The organism is Amycolatopsis sp. NPDC028719 (assembly GCF_055565395.1).
In genome coordinates, this window is record NZ_JBVHUL010000002.1 from 31,049 (window position 1) to 48,470 (window position 17,422).

Annotated in this window: 14 protein-coding genes; 4 read left to right on the forward strand and 10 right to left on the reverse strand. The window is 71.9% G+C overall.

Features of this window, described 5'->3' with window-relative positions; translation table 11 throughout:
- Window positions 1–53: 53 nt before the first annotated feature.
- The 3 genes from ACZ4TR_RS08035 to ACZ4TR_RS08045 form a co-directional block, all read right to left on the reverse strand.
- Entirely contained in the window at window positions 54–257 is a 204-nt protein-coding gene (locus ACZ4TR_RS08035) for a cold-shock protein (RefSeq protein WP_004558414.1), read from the reverse strand.
- Window positions 258–359: 102 nt separating this feature from the next.
- On the reverse strand, window positions 360–1,655 hold the full coding sequence (locus tag ACZ4TR_RS08040; RefSeq protein ID WP_465286341.1) for a class I SAM-dependent methyltransferase: 1,296 nt from the start codon (window positions 1,653–1,655) through the stop codon (window positions 360–362).
- Window positions 1,637–3,028 carry an FAD-binding oxidoreductase gene (locus tag ACZ4TR_RS08045; RefSeq protein ID WP_465286342.1) on the reverse strand — a complete coding sequence of 464 codons (1,392 nt, stop codon included), beginning with the start codon at window positions 3,026–3,028 and terminating at the stop codon, window positions 1,637–1,639. Before ACZ4TR_RS08045 ends, ACZ4TR_RS08040 begins: the two co-directional genes overlap by 19 nt.
- 145 nt (window positions 3,029–3,173) lie before the next feature.
- On the opposite strand from ACZ4TR_RS08045, the gene ACZ4TR_RS08050 reads away from it, so the two are divergent.
- Both ACZ4TR_RS08050 and ACZ4TR_RS08055 read left to right on the forward strand, forming a co-directional pair.
- A complete protein-coding gene (locus ACZ4TR_RS08050) occupies window positions 3,174–3,596 on the forward strand; it encodes a DUF6292 family protein (RefSeq protein ID WP_465286343.1) in 423 nt (140 codons plus the stop codon).
- A gap of 50 nt (window positions 3,597–3,646) precedes the next feature.
- Window positions 3,647–5,644 carry a S9 family peptidase gene (locus tag ACZ4TR_RS08055; protein WP_465286344.1) on the forward strand — a complete coding sequence of 666 codons (1,998 nt, stop codon included), beginning with the start codon at window positions 3,647–3,649 and terminating at the stop codon, window positions 5,642–5,644.
- Here the strand turns inward: ACZ4TR_RS08055 and hpaD are convergent.
- The 5 genes from hpaD to ACZ4TR_RS08080 are packed head-to-tail and all read right to left on the reverse strand — an operon-like array spanning window position 5,627 to window position 11,660.
- Entirely contained in the window at window positions 5,627–6,670 is a 1,044-nt protein-coding gene (hpaD, locus tag ACZ4TR_RS08060) for a 3,4-dihydroxyphenylacetate 2,3-dioxygenase (protein WP_465286345.1), read from the reverse strand. The genes ACZ4TR_RS08055 and hpaD overlap by 18 nt on opposite strands.
- The gene (hpaE, locus tag ACZ4TR_RS08065) at window positions 6,667–8,175 is read right to left on the reverse strand and encodes a 5-carboxymethyl-2-hydroxymuconate semialdehyde dehydrogenase (RefSeq protein WP_465286346.1); all 1,509 of its coding nucleotides are present in this window, start codon (window positions 8,173–8,175) and stop codon (window positions 6,667–6,669) included. The genes hpaD and hpaE overlap by 4 nt, the downstream gene beginning before the upstream one ends.
- Complete coding sequence (gene dapA, locus ACZ4TR_RS08070; RefSeq protein WP_465286347.1) at window positions 8,172–9,119, reverse strand: 4-hydroxy-tetrahydrodipicolinate synthase; 948 nt, start codon at window positions 9,117–9,119, stop codon at window positions 8,172–8,174. The genes hpaE and dapA overlap by 4 nt, the downstream gene beginning before the upstream one ends.
- Before the next feature lie 13 nt (window positions 9,120–9,132).
- Window positions 9,133–10,554, reverse strand: a complete 1,422-nt coding sequence (locus ACZ4TR_RS08075; protein WP_465286348.1) for a fumarylacetoacetate hydrolase family protein — start codon at window positions 10,552–10,554, stop codon at window positions 9,133–9,135.
- A 50-nt stretch (window positions 10,555–10,604) separates the two neighbouring features.
- Window positions 10,605–11,660 (reverse strand): DUF222 domain-containing protein, encoded by a 1,056-nt coding sequence (locus tag ACZ4TR_RS08080; RefSeq protein ID WP_465286349.1) that lies wholly within the window; start codon window positions 11,658–11,660, stop codon window positions 10,605–10,607.
- Between the two features lie 271 nt (window positions 11,661–11,931).
- Between ACZ4TR_RS08080 and ACZ4TR_RS08085 the strand changes: the two genes are divergently transcribed.
- Complete coding sequence (locus ACZ4TR_RS08085; RefSeq protein WP_465286350.1) at window positions 11,932–14,136, forward strand: helix-turn-helix domain-containing protein; 2,205 nt, start codon at window positions 11,932–11,934, stop codon at window positions 14,134–14,136.
- 767 nt (window positions 14,137–14,903) lie between these two features.
- On the opposite strand, the gene ACZ4TR_RS08090 is transcribed toward ACZ4TR_RS08085, so the two are convergent.
- The gene (locus ACZ4TR_RS08090; protein ID WP_465286351.1) at window positions 14,904–15,167 is read right to left on the reverse strand and encodes a hypothetical protein; all 264 of its coding nucleotides are present in this window, start codon (window positions 15,165–15,167) and stop codon (window positions 14,904–14,906) included.
- 134 nt (window positions 15,168–15,301) lie between these two features.
- Here ACZ4TR_RS08090 and ACZ4TR_RS08095 point away from each other — a divergent pair, with 134 nt between their 5' ends.
- Window positions 15,302–16,273: a magnesium transporter CorA family protein gene (locus tag ACZ4TR_RS08095; protein ID WP_465286352.1), complete on the forward strand. Its 972-nt coding sequence runs from the start codon at window positions 15,302–15,304 to the stop codon at window positions 16,271–16,273.
- On the opposite strand, the gene ACZ4TR_RS08100 is transcribed toward ACZ4TR_RS08095, so the two are convergent.
- Window positions 16,268–17,422, reverse strand: coding sequence for an NAD(P)/FAD-dependent oxidoreductase (locus tag ACZ4TR_RS08100; protein WP_465286353.1), 1,155 nt, complete (start codon window positions 17,420–17,422; stop codon window positions 16,268–16,270). The two genes, ACZ4TR_RS08095 and ACZ4TR_RS08100, sit on opposite strands and share 6 nt — an antisense overlap.

The window sequence follows — 17,422 nt, forward strand, 5'->3', positions numbered from 1 at the left end:
CGAGAAAGGCCCCCGCCCCGGTGAGGGGGCGAGGGCCTTCGGTGCCTCGTGGCTCAGATGACGCTCACGCGCTGGGCCTGGGGGCCCTTCTGGCCCTGGCCGATTTCGAACTCCACGCGCTGACCCTCGTCCAGCGACTTGAAGCCGCTGCCCTGGATCTCGGAGTAGTGGACGAACACGTCCGGACCCCCGCCGTCCTGCGCGATGAAGCCGAAGCCCTTTTCACCGTTGAACCACTTGACACTGCCCTGAGCCATACCCATACCTACTCTTTTTTAGTGAGCCTGGGCGTCCCGTTCGGACGCCCGGTCTCGGGACCATCCTCCCATTCCCGGTCCGGACTTGGCCAGCCCCGGTGGTCAAACTCCCCAATCGGGGCGCAGCGGCATGCCCATCCCGCCCTCGCTGTCGGTCCGGACGCCCAGGATCTGGTGCAATTCGATCTCGCGGCGCTCGAAGGCCAGCCGGCAGGCCGCCAGGTAGAGCGCCCACACGCGGCTGCGGCCGGCGCCCGCCTCGGCGACCGCCTCGTCCCAGTGCTCGTCGAGGTTCGCGCACCAGCCGGCCAGCGTCAGGGCGTAGTGCTCGCGGAGGTTCTCCGAGTGCCGGACCTCCAGGCCCGCGTCGTGCATGGCCGTGACGAGCTCGCCGGGCGCCTCGAGCTCGCCGTCCGGGAAGACGTAGCGGTCGATGAACCCGCGCGAGCGGTGCGCGACGCTGGTGTCCGGGTTGGTGATGCAGTGGTTGAGCAGGCGCCCGTGCGGCTTGAGCTTGGCCGCGAGGAACCGGAAGTAGCCGGGCACGTTGCGGGCGCCGATGTGCTCGGTCAGGCCGATCGACGAGATCGCGTCGAAGCCGGTCTCGGTGACGTCCCGGTAGTCGAGGTGGCGGATCTCGGCGCGGTCGGCCAGGCCGAGCGAGACGATGTTCTTCTGCGCCCACTGGGCCTGCTCGCGCGAGAGCGTGACGCCGAGCGCCTCGACGCCGTAGTGCCGGACGGCGTGCGCGACCATCCCGCCCCAGCCGCAGCCGACGTCGAGCAGCCGCATCCCGGGCTTGAGGCCGAGCTTGCGGCAGACCAGGTCGAACTTGTGTTCCTGCGCCTCCTCCAGCGAGGCATCGGCCTCGGGGAACACCGCGCACGTGTAGGCCATCGACGGGCCGAGGACCAGCTCGTAGAACCGGTTGGACACGTCGTAGTGGCTGGCGATGGCCTCGCTGTCGCGGCCCTTCGAGTGCCGCAGCGCGGTCATCCCGCGCCGGAGCCGGCTCGGGTGCTCCTCGGCGGGCGGCTTCACGACCCGCAGGTGACGGGCGCCGAGCTTGCGCAGCAGCCACAGCCGGTCGGCCGGCGTGAGCTGGTCGACCTGGGCCGACAGCGCGTGCAGCGCCGTGTAGAGGTCACCGGTGACGTCGAGCGCGCCGGCGACGTACGCGCGGGCGAGCCCGAGGTCCCCGGGGGAGGACATCAGGTAGTCCAGCGCCAGGGGCGAACGCACCTGGATCGCCACCGGCGCGTCGGCCGGGCCGCTGCTGCTGCCGTCGTAGGCGCTGATCGACACGGTCGCGCGGGGGCCGAGCAGGCGCTCGAAGACCTCGCCGACCGGGGTGCTTGCCTGGTTCACGTTCGTTCCTTTCACCGGCGGCGGACACATTTTTCGTAGAGGCCGAGCAGCCGCCCGGCCGGGTCGTAGGTCCGCTTGAGCTCCCGGTAGGTGTCGCCGTTGTAGAGCCGCCAGAACTCGTCTTCGGCGTAGAAGCTGTCCGAATAGAGCGACTTGTGCCCGCCCAGGCGGGTGACCTCGCTCTCGATCATCCGGTTGTGCACGCCGTCGCGCTCACCGGGGTCGAGCGGCACGGCCGACCAGAACCCGAAGTTGACGTAGAGCGCTTCGGGGTCCAGCTCGTAGAGCGGCCACCGCACGCCGCCGGGCCGCTGCCGCAGCGGGCAGACCCACACCGGGCTGATCGGGATCTCCCGCTCGAAGAACTCGAGGAACTCCGCGGCGCGGCCGACCGGCACCTCGATGTCCTGCACGATCGTCTCTTCCGGCGGCAGGCGGCGGAGCTTGAGCAGCCGCTGCGCGATCTTGAACCGGCGGTCGAGCGCCACGGCCTTCCAGTAGACGGAGGACCGCAGGAACCGGCGGCCGAGCAGCAGCCGCGGCAGCCGGTGCTGGACGCCGAACGCGCGGGAGCACCAGAACCAGTCCGTGTCCCAGCGCCAGAGGTAGTCGCGGACGGTGAGGTGGTCGGTCTCGCGCGTCCGGATCGAGCGGTAGTAGATGTCGAGCCAGGTGTAGTCGCTGGTCGCGGGCGCCGTGTCGGCGAACTTGGCGAGGGTCAGGTAGAGCTCGCCGGGACCGAACACGGTGCCGTCGACGAAGTCGTGCTCGCCGCTGTCGCAGGCCTCGGTGAGGGCGCGGAAGTAGGTGTCCCGGTCGTGGTAGCGCACGTGCCGCAGCTCGACGAACGGCTTCACCGGTTCGAGGACGATCTTCAGGCGCAGAGCGTAGCCGAGGGTGCCGTAGGAGTTCGGGAAGCCGCGGAAGAGCGCGGCGTGCTCGTTGTCCGGGGTGGCGACGACGATCCGGCCGTCCCCGGTGAGGATCTCCAGTTCGAGCACCGACTCGTGCGGCATGCCGTTGCGGAAGGACGAGGACTCGATGCCGAGCCCGGTGACCGCGCCACCGAGGGTGATCGTCTTGAGCTGCGGGACGACCAGCGGCATCAGGCCGTGCGGCAGGGTGGCGTCGACGAGCTGTTCGTAGGTGACCATCCCTTCGACGTCGGCGGTGCGGCTTTCGGGGTCGACGCGCAGTACGTGCGTGAAGCCGGAAACGTCCAGTCCGGGGTGTTTCGCGGCGGCACGGGAGCGGAAGAGGTTGGAGGTCCGCTTCGCGAGCCGGACGGTGGCTTCGCCGCTGATCGCGGTGAGCTGCCGCCGCAAGGCGTCGACGCGGGCTTCGTGTTCGGGGAAGGCCGGGCTTGGCCGGGCTTCGGGCACCCCGGCCTGTTCGATGGTCACGTCTCGATCCTGCCTCACGGGGAGGGCAGGCGCACTGTGCTGTCGGGCATGAACATCGGATCTTCGCGATTGACCACGGCGGAGGTGGGTATCCGGAGGACGGACCGCGGGGATCCCGCGGCGGCCTGGGGAAAGCGAGGCGGCGTTGAGCATTCTGATCGATTTCGGACGCGACACGGAGTTCTCGTTCGAGCGGGGGTTGCGCGGGTACCTGGCGGCGGTGGCCCGCGCGGTGGGGGTCGGGCTCGAGTCCTGCACCCTCGACGCGGGAACGCCCGCGGCGGCGTACATCGCGCTCGACTGGCGCCTGACCCGGTTCCCCGGAAACGACCTGGCGCTGGTCTGGGACGAGTCCCACGGCTGGGCGGCGGCGATCGAGGACCGCGACGGCGCGACGGTGCTGGCCTACCTCGGCGGCTCGGTCCTGCCCGAACCGCGCGCGGTGGTCCGCTTCCTGGCGGCGGTCCGCGCGGGCGACCCGGACGCCGGAACGCTCGAGGCGCCGGCGCTGCGCGAGCCGGGCGACCACGAGGAACTGCTGGCGGCGCTCACTCCCACACACGGTTAGGTCCACTTCCGGCACACTGGGGCCCACGAGACGAGTGGGGGGCCGAGCGAGTGCTGACGGCGGAAACCGTGGTGGACCGGCTGGTGCCGCGCGAGCCGAGGATGTCTCCGGACGGGCGATGGGTCGTGTACGTCGTGGCGCCGGTGGGCCGGACGGGAGAGCACCCGGTCAGCGGGTTGTGGCTCGCCCCGGCCGACGGGAGCGCACCCGCCCGGGAGCTGGCGGGCGGCCCGGCCGAGCACCGCGCACCGCGATGGGCCGCGGACTCCGGTTCGGTGTTCTTCCTGTCGGACCGCGACGAGCGCGGAACGGCGCAGCTGTACCGGATCGACATGGCCGGCGGCAGCCCCGAGCGGCTGACGCAGTGGAGTGCGGGGATCAGCGATCACGCGCCGCTGCCGGGCTCGGAGTCGGTCGTGGTGATCGCGCCGGACGCGGCCGACCGGGCCGCTGATCCGCGGGTCCGGGTCGTCCGGCCGCGCGAGGACCGGCCGGTTTCGAGCTTGGCGTCGGCCGGCTCGCCGGCGGGAGGATCGGAAGCCCGTCCCGACCGGCGGGCCACCGGAACCGGCTTCGACCGCCCTCGGGGTGGTGCTGCCGAGACCGGCGCGGATCGACCCGGTACCCCGGGCACCGAGGGCCCTCGCGACCACCCGAGCCCGTCTCCCGTCTGGGACACCCAGGCCCGCCCCGACCGGCTCTGGCTGCTCGACCTCACCACCGCCATCCTCCGCCCGCTCGGCACCCTCGGTGACCGGCACGTCCGGGAGGTCGCCGTGCGCCCGGACGGGGCAGCGCTCGCCGTCTTCACCTGGTCGTGCGCCGATCGCGAGCCCGGGGTCTTCGAACCCGGCCGCCACGTCGTCGACCCCGGCACCGGGGCGACCCGCGACCTCGGCACCCCGGCCCTGGAAGCCGCCGACCCGGTCTGGTGGCACGACGGCACCGCGTGGCACCTCGCCTACCTCGGCCTGACCCCGCCCGGCCTGGTCGGCGGCTCCGCGGTCTTCGACGGCGACGAGAACCTCACCGAGGGCATGACCATCTGCCCGACCGGGCTCGTCCAGGTCGACGACGGCCCGCCCCTCGCGCTGTTCGCCGAAGGCCTGGACACGACCGTCCGCCGCCTCGACGTCACCTTCACGGAAGTCGCCCGGGTCCACGGCACCTCGCTGACCGCCAGCCGCGACGGCCGGGTGATCGGCGTGGTCGCGAGCACCGGGACCGAACCCGACGAAGTCCACGCCGGCCCGCCCCACGACCTGCGACGTGTCAGCAGAATCGCCCCGGAGGGAACCTGGGGCACCCAGCACCGGCTGCAGTACCGGGCCACGGACGGCCTGGACCTCGACGGGATCCTGATCCTCCCGCCGGGAAGGTCGAAGACCGACGGCCCGTTCCCGCTGGTCACCCTCGCCCACGGCGGACCCACCGACCGGTACGCCGACCGCTTCCAGCTCGGCTGGTACCCCTCGGGCCAGTGGCTCGCCGCCGCCGGCTTCGCGGTCTTCCTCCCGAATCCTCGGGGCAGCACGGGCCACGGCCACGCATTCGCCGCCAGTGTCGCCGGAGACGTCGGCGGCGCGGAGTTCACCGACCTCCTCACCGGGATCGACCTCCTCGTGCGAGACGGCGTCGCCGACGAAACCCGGCTTGGGATCGGCGGCGGGAGCCACGGCGGATTCCTCGCCGCCTGGGCCGTCACGCAGACCGACCGCTTCGCCGCGGCCGTCGTGCTCGCGGGCGTCATCGACTGGCCGCTGCTGGCCGCCACCGGCGAGCACTCCCGGTTCGAAGCGGCGCTCGGCGGCACGGAGAACAGCCCCATCACCCACGCCGACCGGATCCGCACGCCCGTGCTCATCCTGCACGGCGAGGACGACACCAACGTCCCGCTTTCGCAGGCGGAACTCCTGCACCGCGCCCTCGCCGACCGGGAGCACGAGTTCGTCGTCTACCCGCGCGAGGGCCACTCGTTCCGTGAACGCGGCCACCAGATCGACGTCCTCGACCGGTCGCGCGCGTGGTTCTCACACCTGCTCGCCTAACTTGAACTCGGCCTTCCCGGCGCCGAAGGAGAATCCGTCCGCGCCGACGGTGACGTCGGCTTCGCGCGGCTCGGCCCGGGCGACGACCTCCTGGACCGCGCCGTCGAGGTCCAGCACCACCGACGCGTCGGTGTACCAGCTCGGCACCACCGGGTTGCCCCACCAGTCGCGGCGCTGGCTGTCGTGCACGTCCCAGGTGATCACCGGGTTGTCCGGGTCGCCGGTGTAGTAGTCGTGCGTGTAGATCTCGACGCGGTGCCCGTCGGGGTCGCGGACGTAGAGGTAGAAGGCGTTCGACACGCCGTGGCGGCCCGGGCGGCGCTCGATCAGGCGCGGCTTGCGCAGCGCGCCCAAGTGGTCGCAGATGTGCAGGATCTGGTGCCGTTCGTGGGACGCGAACGCGATGTGGTGCAGCCGCGGGCCGTCGCCGCCGGTCAGGGCGACGTCGTGCACCGTCGGCTTGCGGAACATCCACGCCGCGTACACCGTGCCGTCCTCGTCCTGGATGTCTTCCGACACGCGGAAACCCAGACCCTCGTAGTACTTCCGGGCCGCCGGGACGTCCGGGGTGTCGAGGTTGAAGTGGTCCAATCGCGACAGCGCGCCCGCGCCGTGGACGTCGTAGCGCTGCGTGAACCGCTCGACGTGCTCGGCCGCGTGGAAGAACTCCACCGGGAACCCGAGCGGGTCGACGACCCGCACCGCCTCGCCGATGCCGCGCGTCGCGCCCGCCGGCCTCCGCTCGACCCGGCAGCCGAGCGCGCGGTAGTACGCCTCGGCCAGATCGATGTCCGCGGCGCTTCGCACGCGATAGGCCAGCACGGCCAGCGCGGGCGTGGGGCCGTTGCGCAGCACCAGGGAATGGTGCAGGTACTCCTCGAACGCCCGCAGGTACAGCGCTTCGGAATCCTCGTGCGTGACCACGAGCCCGAGCACGTCGACGTAGAAGGCCCGCGACGCCGCGAGGTCGGTGACGACGAGCTCGGCGTACGCGCAGCGGAGGACGTCCGGGGGAGCCGCGGTCATGACTGTCCTTTCCGGACGCTGCCGAACCGGGCCGTGTGCACCGGCCCGAGCGAGACGTGGATGGCCTGCTGGTGGGTGTAGAAGTCGAGCGAGCGGTAGCCGCCTTCGTGGCCGAGGCCGGACGCCTTGACCCCGCCGAACGGCGTCCGCAGGTCGCGGACGTTGTGCGAGTTCAGCCAGACCATCCCGGCCTCGACCGACTGCGCGAAGGTGTGCGCCCGCTCGAGGTTCGACGTCCACAGGTAGGCGGCCAGCCCGTACTTGACGTCGTTGGCCAGGGACAACGCTTCGGCTTCGGTGTCGAACGGGGTCAGCGCGACGACCGGCCCGAAGATCTCCTCCTGGAAGATCCGCGCGTCCGGCGCGACGTCGGCGAACACGGTCGGCGCGACGTAGTTGCCCTCGTCCGAACCGGGTGGACGGCCGCCGCCGGCCAGCAGCCGGCCCTCGGACTTGCCCAGCTCGACGTAGCTCATGACCTTGGCGTAGTGCTCGGGGTGCACCAGCGCGCCGACTTCGGTGGCCGGGTCGTGCGGGTCGCCGACGACGATGTTCTTCGCGCGCTCGGCGTACCGGGCGCAGAACCCGTCGTAGATCGGCCGCTCGACGAGGATGCGGCTGCCCGCGGTGCAGCGTTCGCCGTTGAGGGAGAACACGCCGAAGAGCGTCGAGTCGAGCGCGGCGTCGAGGTCGGCGTCGGCGAACACGATCGCCGGGGACTTGCCGCCCAGCTCCATCGACATGCCCTTGAGCCCGGTGGCGCAGTTGCGGTAGATCGTCTGCCCGGTCGTGGTCTCGCCGGTGAACGAGATCAGCGGGACGTCCGGGTGCTTGACCAGCGCGTCACCCGCTTCCTCGCCGAACCCGTTGACCAGGTTGAACACACCCTCCGGCAGGCCCGCGTCGGCGAAGATCCCCGCCCACAGGCTCGCCGACAGCGGGGTGAACTCGGCCGGCTTCAGCACCACCGTGCACCCCGACGCCAGCGCGGGCGCGAGCTTCCAGCTCTCCAGCATGAACGGCGTGTTCCACGGCGTGATCAGCCCGGCGACGCCGACCGGCTTGCGGTGCACGTAGTTCACCTGCCGCCCGGGCACCTGGTAGGTGTCGTCGGCCTGGGCGACGACCAGGTCGGCGAAGAACCGGAAGTTCTCGGCGGCGCGCCGCGCCTGCCCGAGCGCCTGGGTGATCGGCAGGCCCGTGTCGAACGTCTCCAACTCGGCCAGCCGGGCGTCCTGGGCTTCGACGGCGTCGGCGATCTTGTTCAGCACCCGCGCGCGGGCCCGCGGCAGCATCCGCGGCCACGGCCCGCCGGTGAACGCCCGGCGCGCCGCGGCGACCGCCCGGTCGACGTCCTCGGCCTGACCGGCGGCCGCGGTCGCATATGGCGTGTTCGAGACGGGGTCGAGCACGTCAAATGTTCTGCCGGAGCCGCTGTCGACGAGCTCTCCGCCGATGTAATGCTTCAGCTCGGCCGGCAGTCCTTCCGGGACGTAGTGGGTCATGCCTTCCCCTCCACGGTGAAGCCTTCGGTCGGCGAGAGGTACTTCTCGCCTTGCGCCATGAACTCCCGGATCCGGGCGAGACCGGCCTGGGTCGGCGGGATCAGCGGCGGCCGCACGTGCCCGGACGTGATCAGCCCGCGCTGGTCGAGGACCCACTTCCCGGGTGCCGGGTTCGTCTCGACGAAGAGCAGGTCGACGAGGGGGTGCAGGCCGTAGTGGATCTCGCGTGCGCGTTCGTGGTCGCCGGACTGCCACGCGGTGTACATCTCCGCGCAGGCGGCGGGGGCGATGTTCGCCGTCGCGCTGACGAACCCCGCGCCGCCGAGTGCCAGCAGCGGCAGGCAGAGCAGCTCGATCCCGGACCACACCAGCAGCTCGCGTCCGCACAGGTGCAGCACCCGGGAGAAGTGCTCGAAGTCCTTCGTCGTCTCCTTGATGCCGACGAAGTTGTCGCACGAGCGGTGGAGCTTCGCGACCGTCTCCGGCGCGAGGTCGACGGCGGTCCGGCTCGGCACGTTGTAGGCGACGATCGGCAGGTCGGGGAACTCGCGGCAGACCGTGCGGTACCAGACGAACAGCGCGTCCTGCGTGGGTCGTGCGTAATACGGCGTGATGACGAGCGCCGCGTCGATCCCGGCGTCCCGCGCGGCGGCGGTCAGCTCGAGGGTCTCGTCGAGCTTCGCGGAGCCGGTCCCCGGGACGAACGGCACACGGTCACCGACCTCCGCGGCGACCGTGCGGATCGCCTCGGCGCGTTCGGCGACGGTCTGCGAACCCGGCTCACCGGTCGAGCCGCCGATCGAGAGGCCGTGCGAGCCGGAGGCGAGCTGCCAGCGCACGAGGTTCTTCAAACCGGCGTGGTCCACCGCGCCGTCGGCCGTGAACGGCGTGATCAGCGGCGCGATCGACCCGCGGATCGCCTGGGGATCGGAGCGGAATCGCATGGGTGTCCTCCGGTCAGTGGTGGTTCGCGAGCCAGGCGGCGTACTTGCCGCGCCAGTGCTCGTCCATCGGGTAGAGGCCTTCGACGCGCTCGCCGGCGGCGACCTGCTCGGCGATGAACGTCTCCTGCCGCTCCTGCTCGATCGCCGCGTCGGCGACCTCCTCGACGAGGTCGGGCGGGATCACGAGGACACCGTCGGAGTCGCCCACGATGACGTCGCCGGGACAGACGGCCGCACCGCCGCAGGCGATCGCGACGTCGACGTCCCACGGCACGTGCCGGCGGCCGAGCACGGCCGGGTGGGGCCCGGCGTGGTAGGTGGGAATGTCCAAAGCGGACACGGCCGCGAGGTCGCGGACCCCGCCGTCGGTGACGATCCCGGCGGCGCCGCGCACCTGCGCCCGCAGCGCGAGGATGTCGCCGACGGTGCCGGTGCCGCGTTCCCCGCGGGCTTCCACGACGAGGACGTCGCCGGGGCCGAGGCCGTCAATCGCGCGTTTCTGCGCGTTGTAGCCGCCGCCGTGCTTTGCGAAGAGGTCCTCGCGGTAGGGCAGGTAGCGCAGGGTGCGGGCGCGGCCGGTCAGCCGGGTGCCCGGCCGCGTGGAGGTGAGCCCGTCGATCGATACGGCGTCGTACCCGCGCTTGCGCAGCTGGGCGGACAGCGTCGCGGTGCCGACGGACTCGATCTTCTCCCGCAGTTCCGGGGTCAGCTCGAAGCGTGGCTTGATGGTGCCGTAAGCGTCTGCCTGTTCTTGTTCGTCGGCGCGGGGGAGCGCACCGTACGGCCCGAACGGGACGGTGCCCGCGGTGATCGGCGTGACCAGCCGCCCGGTGGTGCGCCCGGCGGAGTCGACCTCGACCTCGACGACGTCGCCCGGGACGGCGACCGAAGCGCCGGCGGGCGTGCCGGTCAGGACGACGTCGCCGGGTTCGAGGGTGATCAGCTGGGAGAGGTCGGCGACCAGTCGGCCGAAGCCGAACAGCAGGTCAGAGGTGGTGTCTTCCTGGACGAGTTCGCCGTTGAGCCAGGTACGCAGCCGCAGCGCGTCGGGGTCGACGTCGGCGGCGGGCAGGACCGAGGGGCCGAGCGGCGTGAAGCCGTCGCCGCCTTTCGACCGCAGATTGCTGCCCTTGTCGGCATAGCGCAGGTCGTAGACGCCGAAGTCGTTGGCGGCGGTGACGCCCCCGACGTAGGACCAGCCGTGTTCAGGACTGACACGGCGAGCGGTGCGGCCGATGACCAGCGCGATCTCGCCTTCGAAGCCGAGCAGTTCGGTCCCGGCCGGCCGTTCGAGCGCGGTGCCGCTCGCGGCCACGGACGTCCCCGGCTTGAGGAAGTAGGACGGCTGCTCGGGGAGACGTCCCCGCTGGGCGGCGCGGGAGCGGTAGTTGAGGTGCAGCGCGATGATCTTGCCGGGCCGCGCGATGCTGGTCATCCGTGTTTCCTGTCTGTTGAGACGGGAGGATATTTCAAATGATATACGATTTAAGGCGCGGGGAAACCCCTGCGAGTCACGTCAGCCCAGGTGTGCGCTCCCGGGGCTTCCGCGCGCACCGGTTCGCAGGCGTGGATCCTGGCTTCGGCGGCGGAAATGGTGCCAAGGTCGCCGAGGAGGGCCCGGCCGAGGCTGGGCTCGGGCATGGTGCCGAGGGCGGCGAGACCGGTAGCAGGCGTGGTGGTGTCGGTGTTGCCGAAGGCGGCCGGACCGGCAGCGGAGGTGGTTGCAGTGTCGCCGAGCATGGCCTGGCCGATGCCCGACTTCAAGTCCGCCAACGACACCGCCACCATCACGTGGGCTCGTTCACCGGCTTGCATCGGCAGGTCTGGGGAATTGAAAGCCAAGTCGATCGCGTCGGAAAAGGCGTCGCCGTAGCGTTCCAACGGCGAACGTAAGTCCGGGCCCTCGTCGGTGCTGTGACGCTCGGCGAGAGCGTCCAGCAGGGCGCTGGCTCGGGCGCCGGTCTCGTCATCGAAACGACCGTTCAGCTCCCAGAACCCGGTTCTCTTGCGGCGCAACGACAACTCGCGACTGGGTGTGGCCGGTTCGGTCTCGTCCGGTTCGGCGCCATCGGGATCCAGGTGAGCCAGGATGCGGGCGCCCAGGGCGGCGACCTGTTTGTGCCCGGCCTCGGAGGCGAAGGACAGCAGGTGCTGTTCGGCGTCGTCGCGGTGCTCGGCAGCGATTTGGGTCATCACTCCGACGATCGTGTCGATCATCGGGGTGCTCAACCTGCCGTCCGAGGCGGCAGCGCCGGTGGCGGGAGCCAAGGCGGGGATGGGAGTGCCGTCGAGGGTGTGGCTCGGGGTGAGGGCGCGGGCTCGCTTGATCACGGTCTCGGCGGCAGCCTTGGGAACGTCGGCGAGGTGTTCGAAGAGTCGTGCGACAGAACGGTATCCGAAGAGTTCCATCACGCCGCGGGACTCGATTTCCGCCAGCAGAGAACCGATTTCGGCCTCGGCAGACCGCACGACAGTGAGCAGTGCGGAGATGCGGTCGGCCAAGGTCACCGCATCCGCTTGCCACACCGTTTCCCGGTCCATACAACGAGATTACCGAGATTCGAACGTATGTCATCACTCGATCAGGTGCGAACAAACCCGCGGCAGGGACATCGTTGCGTGGGGAATCGGCGCTCCGGCACCGAGCGGCAAGCAAGGACAAGAAGCGCCGATTTCCCACGCCCCGGCGAAGCCGTATCTCCAGAAACGCACCGCCCATCAAACCAAGCCACCGAAAAGCGTCCCGATCAAGAACTCCTGGCGCCCACCCGCTCCGGCATGTGACCCTTGTCCGTGGAGGAGGGGCTCAAGCATGGATTCATTCGGCGCTCGGCTGCGCCACCTCAGGCGGACCGCGGAGCTGACCCAGGAGGCGCTGGCCGAGAAGTCCGGGCTGAGCAGCCAGGCGATCGGCGCGCTCGAACGCGGTGACCGCCGCTACCCGCACCGCGACACCCTCGACCGGCTCGCCGACGCCCTCGGCCTGGCCGGGGACGACCGCGCCGAGTTCGCCGCCGCGGCCGCGCGGCCCGGCAGCCCCGCTCGCACCGAGGCCGTCCCGCGGGAGCTGCCCGGCGGGATCGCCGTGTTCACCGGCCGGGACACCGAGCTGGACCGGCTACTGGGACTGCTCGGCGAACCCCGTCAAGGCGTCGTGGTGGCGATCGCCGGGATGGCGGGCGTCGGCAAGACCGCGCTCGCCCTCGAAGCCGGCCACCGCCTCGCCCGGCGCTTCCCCGACGGCTCGCTGCACCTGGACCTGCGCGGGCACGCCGCCGATCCGCCGGATCCCCTCGACCTGCTCGACCGGCTCATCCGCGAACTCGGGGGCGAGCCGCCGACACCGCTGTCGCTCGACGCCGCGTCGGCCCGCTTCCGGACGCTGCTGGCCCCGAAACGGGTGCTGCTCCTGCTCGACAACGCCCGCGACGCCGCCCACGTCGCGCCGCTGTTGCCCGGCGCCGGGGGCTCGGCGGCGATCGTCACCAGCCGCGTCGCGCTGACGGATCTGCCGCAGGCGCACCAGGTGCTGCTCGACGTCCTGCCCGAGGCGGACGCGCTGCGGCTGCTCGCGGCCGAGATCGGGGCCGAGCGCGTCGCGGCCGAACCCGCCGCCGCCCGGAACGTGGCACGCCTGTGCGGCTATCTGCCGCTCGCGCTGCACCTGGTCGGGGCGCGGCTGGCGACCCGGCCGCGCTGGCCCGTCACCCACCTCGCGCACCGGCTCGAGGACGAGCGCCGCCGCCTCGACGAGACGGGCGTCCGGACCAGCTTCGCGCTCGCCATCGGGGCGCTGGACGATCCGACGGCACGTGCGTATCCGCTCCTGTCCCTGCTCGACGTCCCGGAGCTGTCGGTGCCCGTCGCGAGCCGGCTGCTCGACGCGCCCGAGCCGGAGACGGAGGCGTTGCTGGAGCGGCTCACCGACGAGCACCTCCTGACCACGCCCGCCCCGGGCTGGTACCGGCTGCACGACCTGCTCCGGCTCTACGCGCGGGAGCAAGTGCCGGCCGGGGAGGGGGCCGCGGCGATCACCCGCGTCGTCGAGCTCTGCGCGGCGATGGCCTGGCAGAGCATGGCGCTCGTGTCGGCGGCTTCGCACCGCCACGACTGGGCGGCCGGCCGGTGGGCGGCCGCGGGACCGGCGTCCGCCGAGGAGGTGTTCGCCTGGCTCGACCGGCACCAGGCGCACCTCGTCACGGTCGTGCGGCAGGCCGCCGCCACGCCCGGGGTGCCGCGCGAGGCGATCGCCGCGGTCGGGCTCGGCCTGTACGAATACCACCGCGCGCGGGCACGCTGGCGGGACGCCATCCAGGTCGACGAAGTGGCCCTGGAGCTGGTCGACGGCGTCGACCCGGTCGCGGCCGCGACGCTGCGCAACGACCTCGGGGTCGCCGAGGCCGAGCTCGCGCACGGCGGCGAAGCGGCCGGCTACCGCCGCTCACACGCGTTCCTGCGCCGGAGCCTCGCGGACTGGGAGACGATCGGCGACGAGCGTCAGCTGGCGGGCACCCTCAACAACCTGTGCTTCGTGTACGGCCTCGGCGACGACGTCGACGCGGCCATCGGCTTCGGTGAGCGGAGCCTGACGCTCAACCGGTCGCTCGGGCTGCGGCACGTCGAGACACTCACCCTGGTCAACCTGGCGGTGTTGTACGGGCGCCAAGGCGACCGCGCGCGTGAGCTGGCGTACGCGTCCGAAGCGGTGACGGTCGGCGAGGAAACCGGCGACGTGCGCGGGATGGCGTACGGCCGGATGCGGATCGGGATCGTGCACCGGGAACTGGGCCGGTTCGACGTCGCGGTCGAGGAGCTGAGCCGGAGCGCGGACCTCTGGCGCGCGGCCGGCGTCCGGCTGTACGAGGCGATGACGCTGGCCGAGCTGGGCCGCGCACACCTGGGCCGGGAGGAGCGGGAGCGGGCGCGCGAGGTGCTCACGGACGCGCTGGAGCTGTTGCGGGAGTACGGCGGTGCGGAGCGCGTGGCCGAGGTGCGAGCGGAGCTGGACCGGTTGTGACCACGGCCGTCAGGTAGGGCCGTGCCCGGTGCGCGGGAACGCAGGTGATCTTGCCGCCGTGGTGCGCGCAGGCGAACGTGACGGTGTCGCGGACCCGCTCGACCAGGACGACGTGCGTCTGCTCGCCCGCCGCGGCGGCCGGCACCCCGGCAAGGGAGGACGCCGCCACGAGCACGGCGAGCAGGATTCTCCAGGCGGCTCTCACCGGTGCCCTTCTCATCGGGAGTGGCGGCACGGGTGATCCTCGCGGCGGCCGGCCGGGCGCGACAGCGACAACCTCTACGAAGGACCTCTACAAACGGAGACGTGCGGAGCCGGCCCGCCGCCGGTGTCCGGAGGCGGAACTCGCGTGATCCGGGACGGGACTCGCGTGATTGGACGCGGAACTCGCGTGTCTGGAGGGGCATCTCGTGTGATTGGGCGGGCATCTCACGTGATTGGAGGGGCATCACGGCTGATGCCCGCCCAGTCACGGGTGATGCCCGCTGAATCACGGGTGATGCCTGGTTGAGCACGGGTGATGCCGGGTGGGTCAGGCGACGGTGTCTTCGGCCAGGGTGCGGAGGAGGGCCGCGAGGCCGTCCGGGGCCCGGCCGCGCAGCCGCGACGACGCCCAGCGCCGTGATTCATCGGCGCCTCAGCACGTGCAGCAGGAACTGCTCGTCGGCGTGCTCGGCCAGGGGCTCGAACGCCGGGTGCGCGAGCAGCCGCGCGTGCGCGTCCCCGTTCCAGCAGGGAGAGCCCGGAGCAGAACCGGACGGTACCGGTCAGTACGCCTTTTTCAGGACCGCGCCGGTGCCGCCGGACTTGGCCGCCCCCACGCCGTAGAGCGCGCCGGCGGCGGGGGAGCGGCCGGCCTCGGCGAGGATGGCGACGGCGTCGGCGTGTCCCTCGGCGAGCCGGGCCAGGGTCAGATCGCGGCGGCCGAACGCGGCCAGCGCCGCCCAGCGTGCCGCGGTCCGCTCGCCGCCGGGCAGCGGGAGGTCGAGTTCACCCGCGGCGCGCAGCGAGCGCAGCTCGGCGCCGACCACCGCGGTGGTGCGGGGCGAGGCAGGGGCTTCGGCGGGGTCTCCGCGAGCAGTGCGTTCACAAGATCGTCTGCTACCACGTTCCCGACGAATGACGCGGGCGTGTGAAGGCTTTCACCGCCGGGCATCCTCCGGCCATGACGAAAACCCGCGCCTACCGCGACGGTGAGCTGCTCAAGGAAGACTTCCCGATGGCGGACGTCTCGGACTTCCTGGCCGAACCGGGCACCGCCGTGTGGGTCGACCTCTGCGCACCGTCCGAAGGGGACCTCGCCGCACTCGCCGACGAGCTCGGCCTGCACCGGCTCGCCGTGGAGGACGCCGTCCAGGAGCACCAGCGGCCCAAGCTCGACCGCTACGACGGGCACGCCTTCCTCACCGTCTACGCGGTCCGGTTCGACGCCGCGGCCGAACGCACGGCGACCTTCGAGCTCGCCGTGTTCATCACGCCTCGCGCGCTGGTGACCGTCCGCAAGGACGACGGCTTCGACATCGACGCGGTCACGCGCCGCTGGGACCAGGCACCCGACCTCGCGAAGTCCGGTGTGCCCTTCCTGGTGCACGGCCTCCTCGACTACGTCGTGGACGGGCACTTCGACGCTGTCCAGGCCCTCGACGACGAGGTCGAGCAGCTGGAGGACCTGGTGTTCGACGACCGCCCGGACACCGGCGAACTGCAGCGGCGCTCGTTCCGGCTGCGCAAGAACCTGACCGCGCTGCGCCGGGTCGTGGGCCCCGTGCCCGACGTCCTCGGCTCGCTGATGCGGCGGGACCTGCGGCTGGCCGACGACACCACGCGCCCGTACTTCGAGGACGTCCACGACCACGCGCGGCAGGCCGCCGAGCACGCCGAGGCGCTGCGGGAACGCCTCACGACGATCCGGGAGACCCAGCTGAACCTGCAGAGCGACCGGCTGAACCTGATCATGAAGAAGGTCACCGGGTGGGCGGCGGTGATCGCCGTGCCCACCGCGGTGACCGGGTTCTACGGGCAGAACGTCGCCTATCCGGGCAACGGCACGACGGCCGGGTTCTGGGTTTCGACGGCCGTGGTGCTGGTGCTCTCGGTCGGGTTGTACCTGCTGTTCAAGAAGCGGGACTGGCTATGACTCCGGCGCCGGTTCGCCGCGCCGGATGAGCTCCCGGCCGTGCTCGTAGTCCTCGTCGGCCTCGTGGGTGAGGACGCCGACCGCCTTGCCGTCGCGTCCGTACCAGACCACGAAGCCGCCGCCGTCGCGCGGCAGCGGGCGGGCGCGGTCGAAGCCGTCACCCCACGCGGCGTACTTGAGGACCCGGTCGCCGATCACCGACCAGAACCCGGGCACCTCGTCCCACGCGGCGTCTTCGCCGGCCGCGGTCCGCCCGGCCACCTCGCCCATCGCGAGGCCTTCGCCCCAGTGCTCGACGGCCAGCGCGCGGCCCGCCGCCGGGTTGTGGGCGAACGCGACGTCGCCGGCCGCGAGCACGTTCGGCGCGCTGGTGCGGAGGTGCTCGTCGGCGCGGATGCGGCCCTGGTCGATCGTCAGCCCGGCGGCTTCGGCCAGCCCGATCCGCGGCCGGACACCGGTGGCGAGCACCACCAGCCCCGCGTCGAGGATCGGCACCAGGTCGGTGCGGACCCGGTAGCCGTTCTCGACGGACAGCAGCTTGGTGCCGCGAAGGACGCTCACGCCCTCGGATTTGAGCCAGTGCAAGAGGAATTCGCCCGCTTCCCGGCCGAGCCGCTTCTCCTGCGGGACGTCGTCCGGGCAGACGACCGTCACCTGCAGCCCGAGGCGGGACAGGGAGACCGCGGCCTCGCAGCCGATGAACCCGGCACCGACGACGATCGCGCTGCGCACTCCGGACGCGGCCGAACGCAGCTCGCGGGAGTCGGCGGCCGACCGCAGCGTTCGCACGTCCGGGTGGTCGGCGCCGGGGATGCCCGGCCGGACCGGCTCCGCGCCGGTGGCGAGCACGCACGTGGTGAACCGGTGCTCCGCCCCGGCGGCCGTGCGGACCAGGCCGTCACCCAGCTCGGTGACCGGGTCGCCGAGCGTGACTTCGACTTCGTGATCCGCCAGGAAGTCCTTCTCCAGCAAGGGGAGGGCGGACTCGCCGCGCAGGAACTCCTTCGACAGCGGTGGGCGTTCGTAAGGCGGGTGGGGGTCCGCGGTGAGCAGGCGGACCGGCCCCGCGCCGCCCGCTTCCCGGTAGGCGCGGGCAGCGGACACGCCCGCCGGCCCGCTGCCGACGACGACCAGGCTCTCGGCATCCAT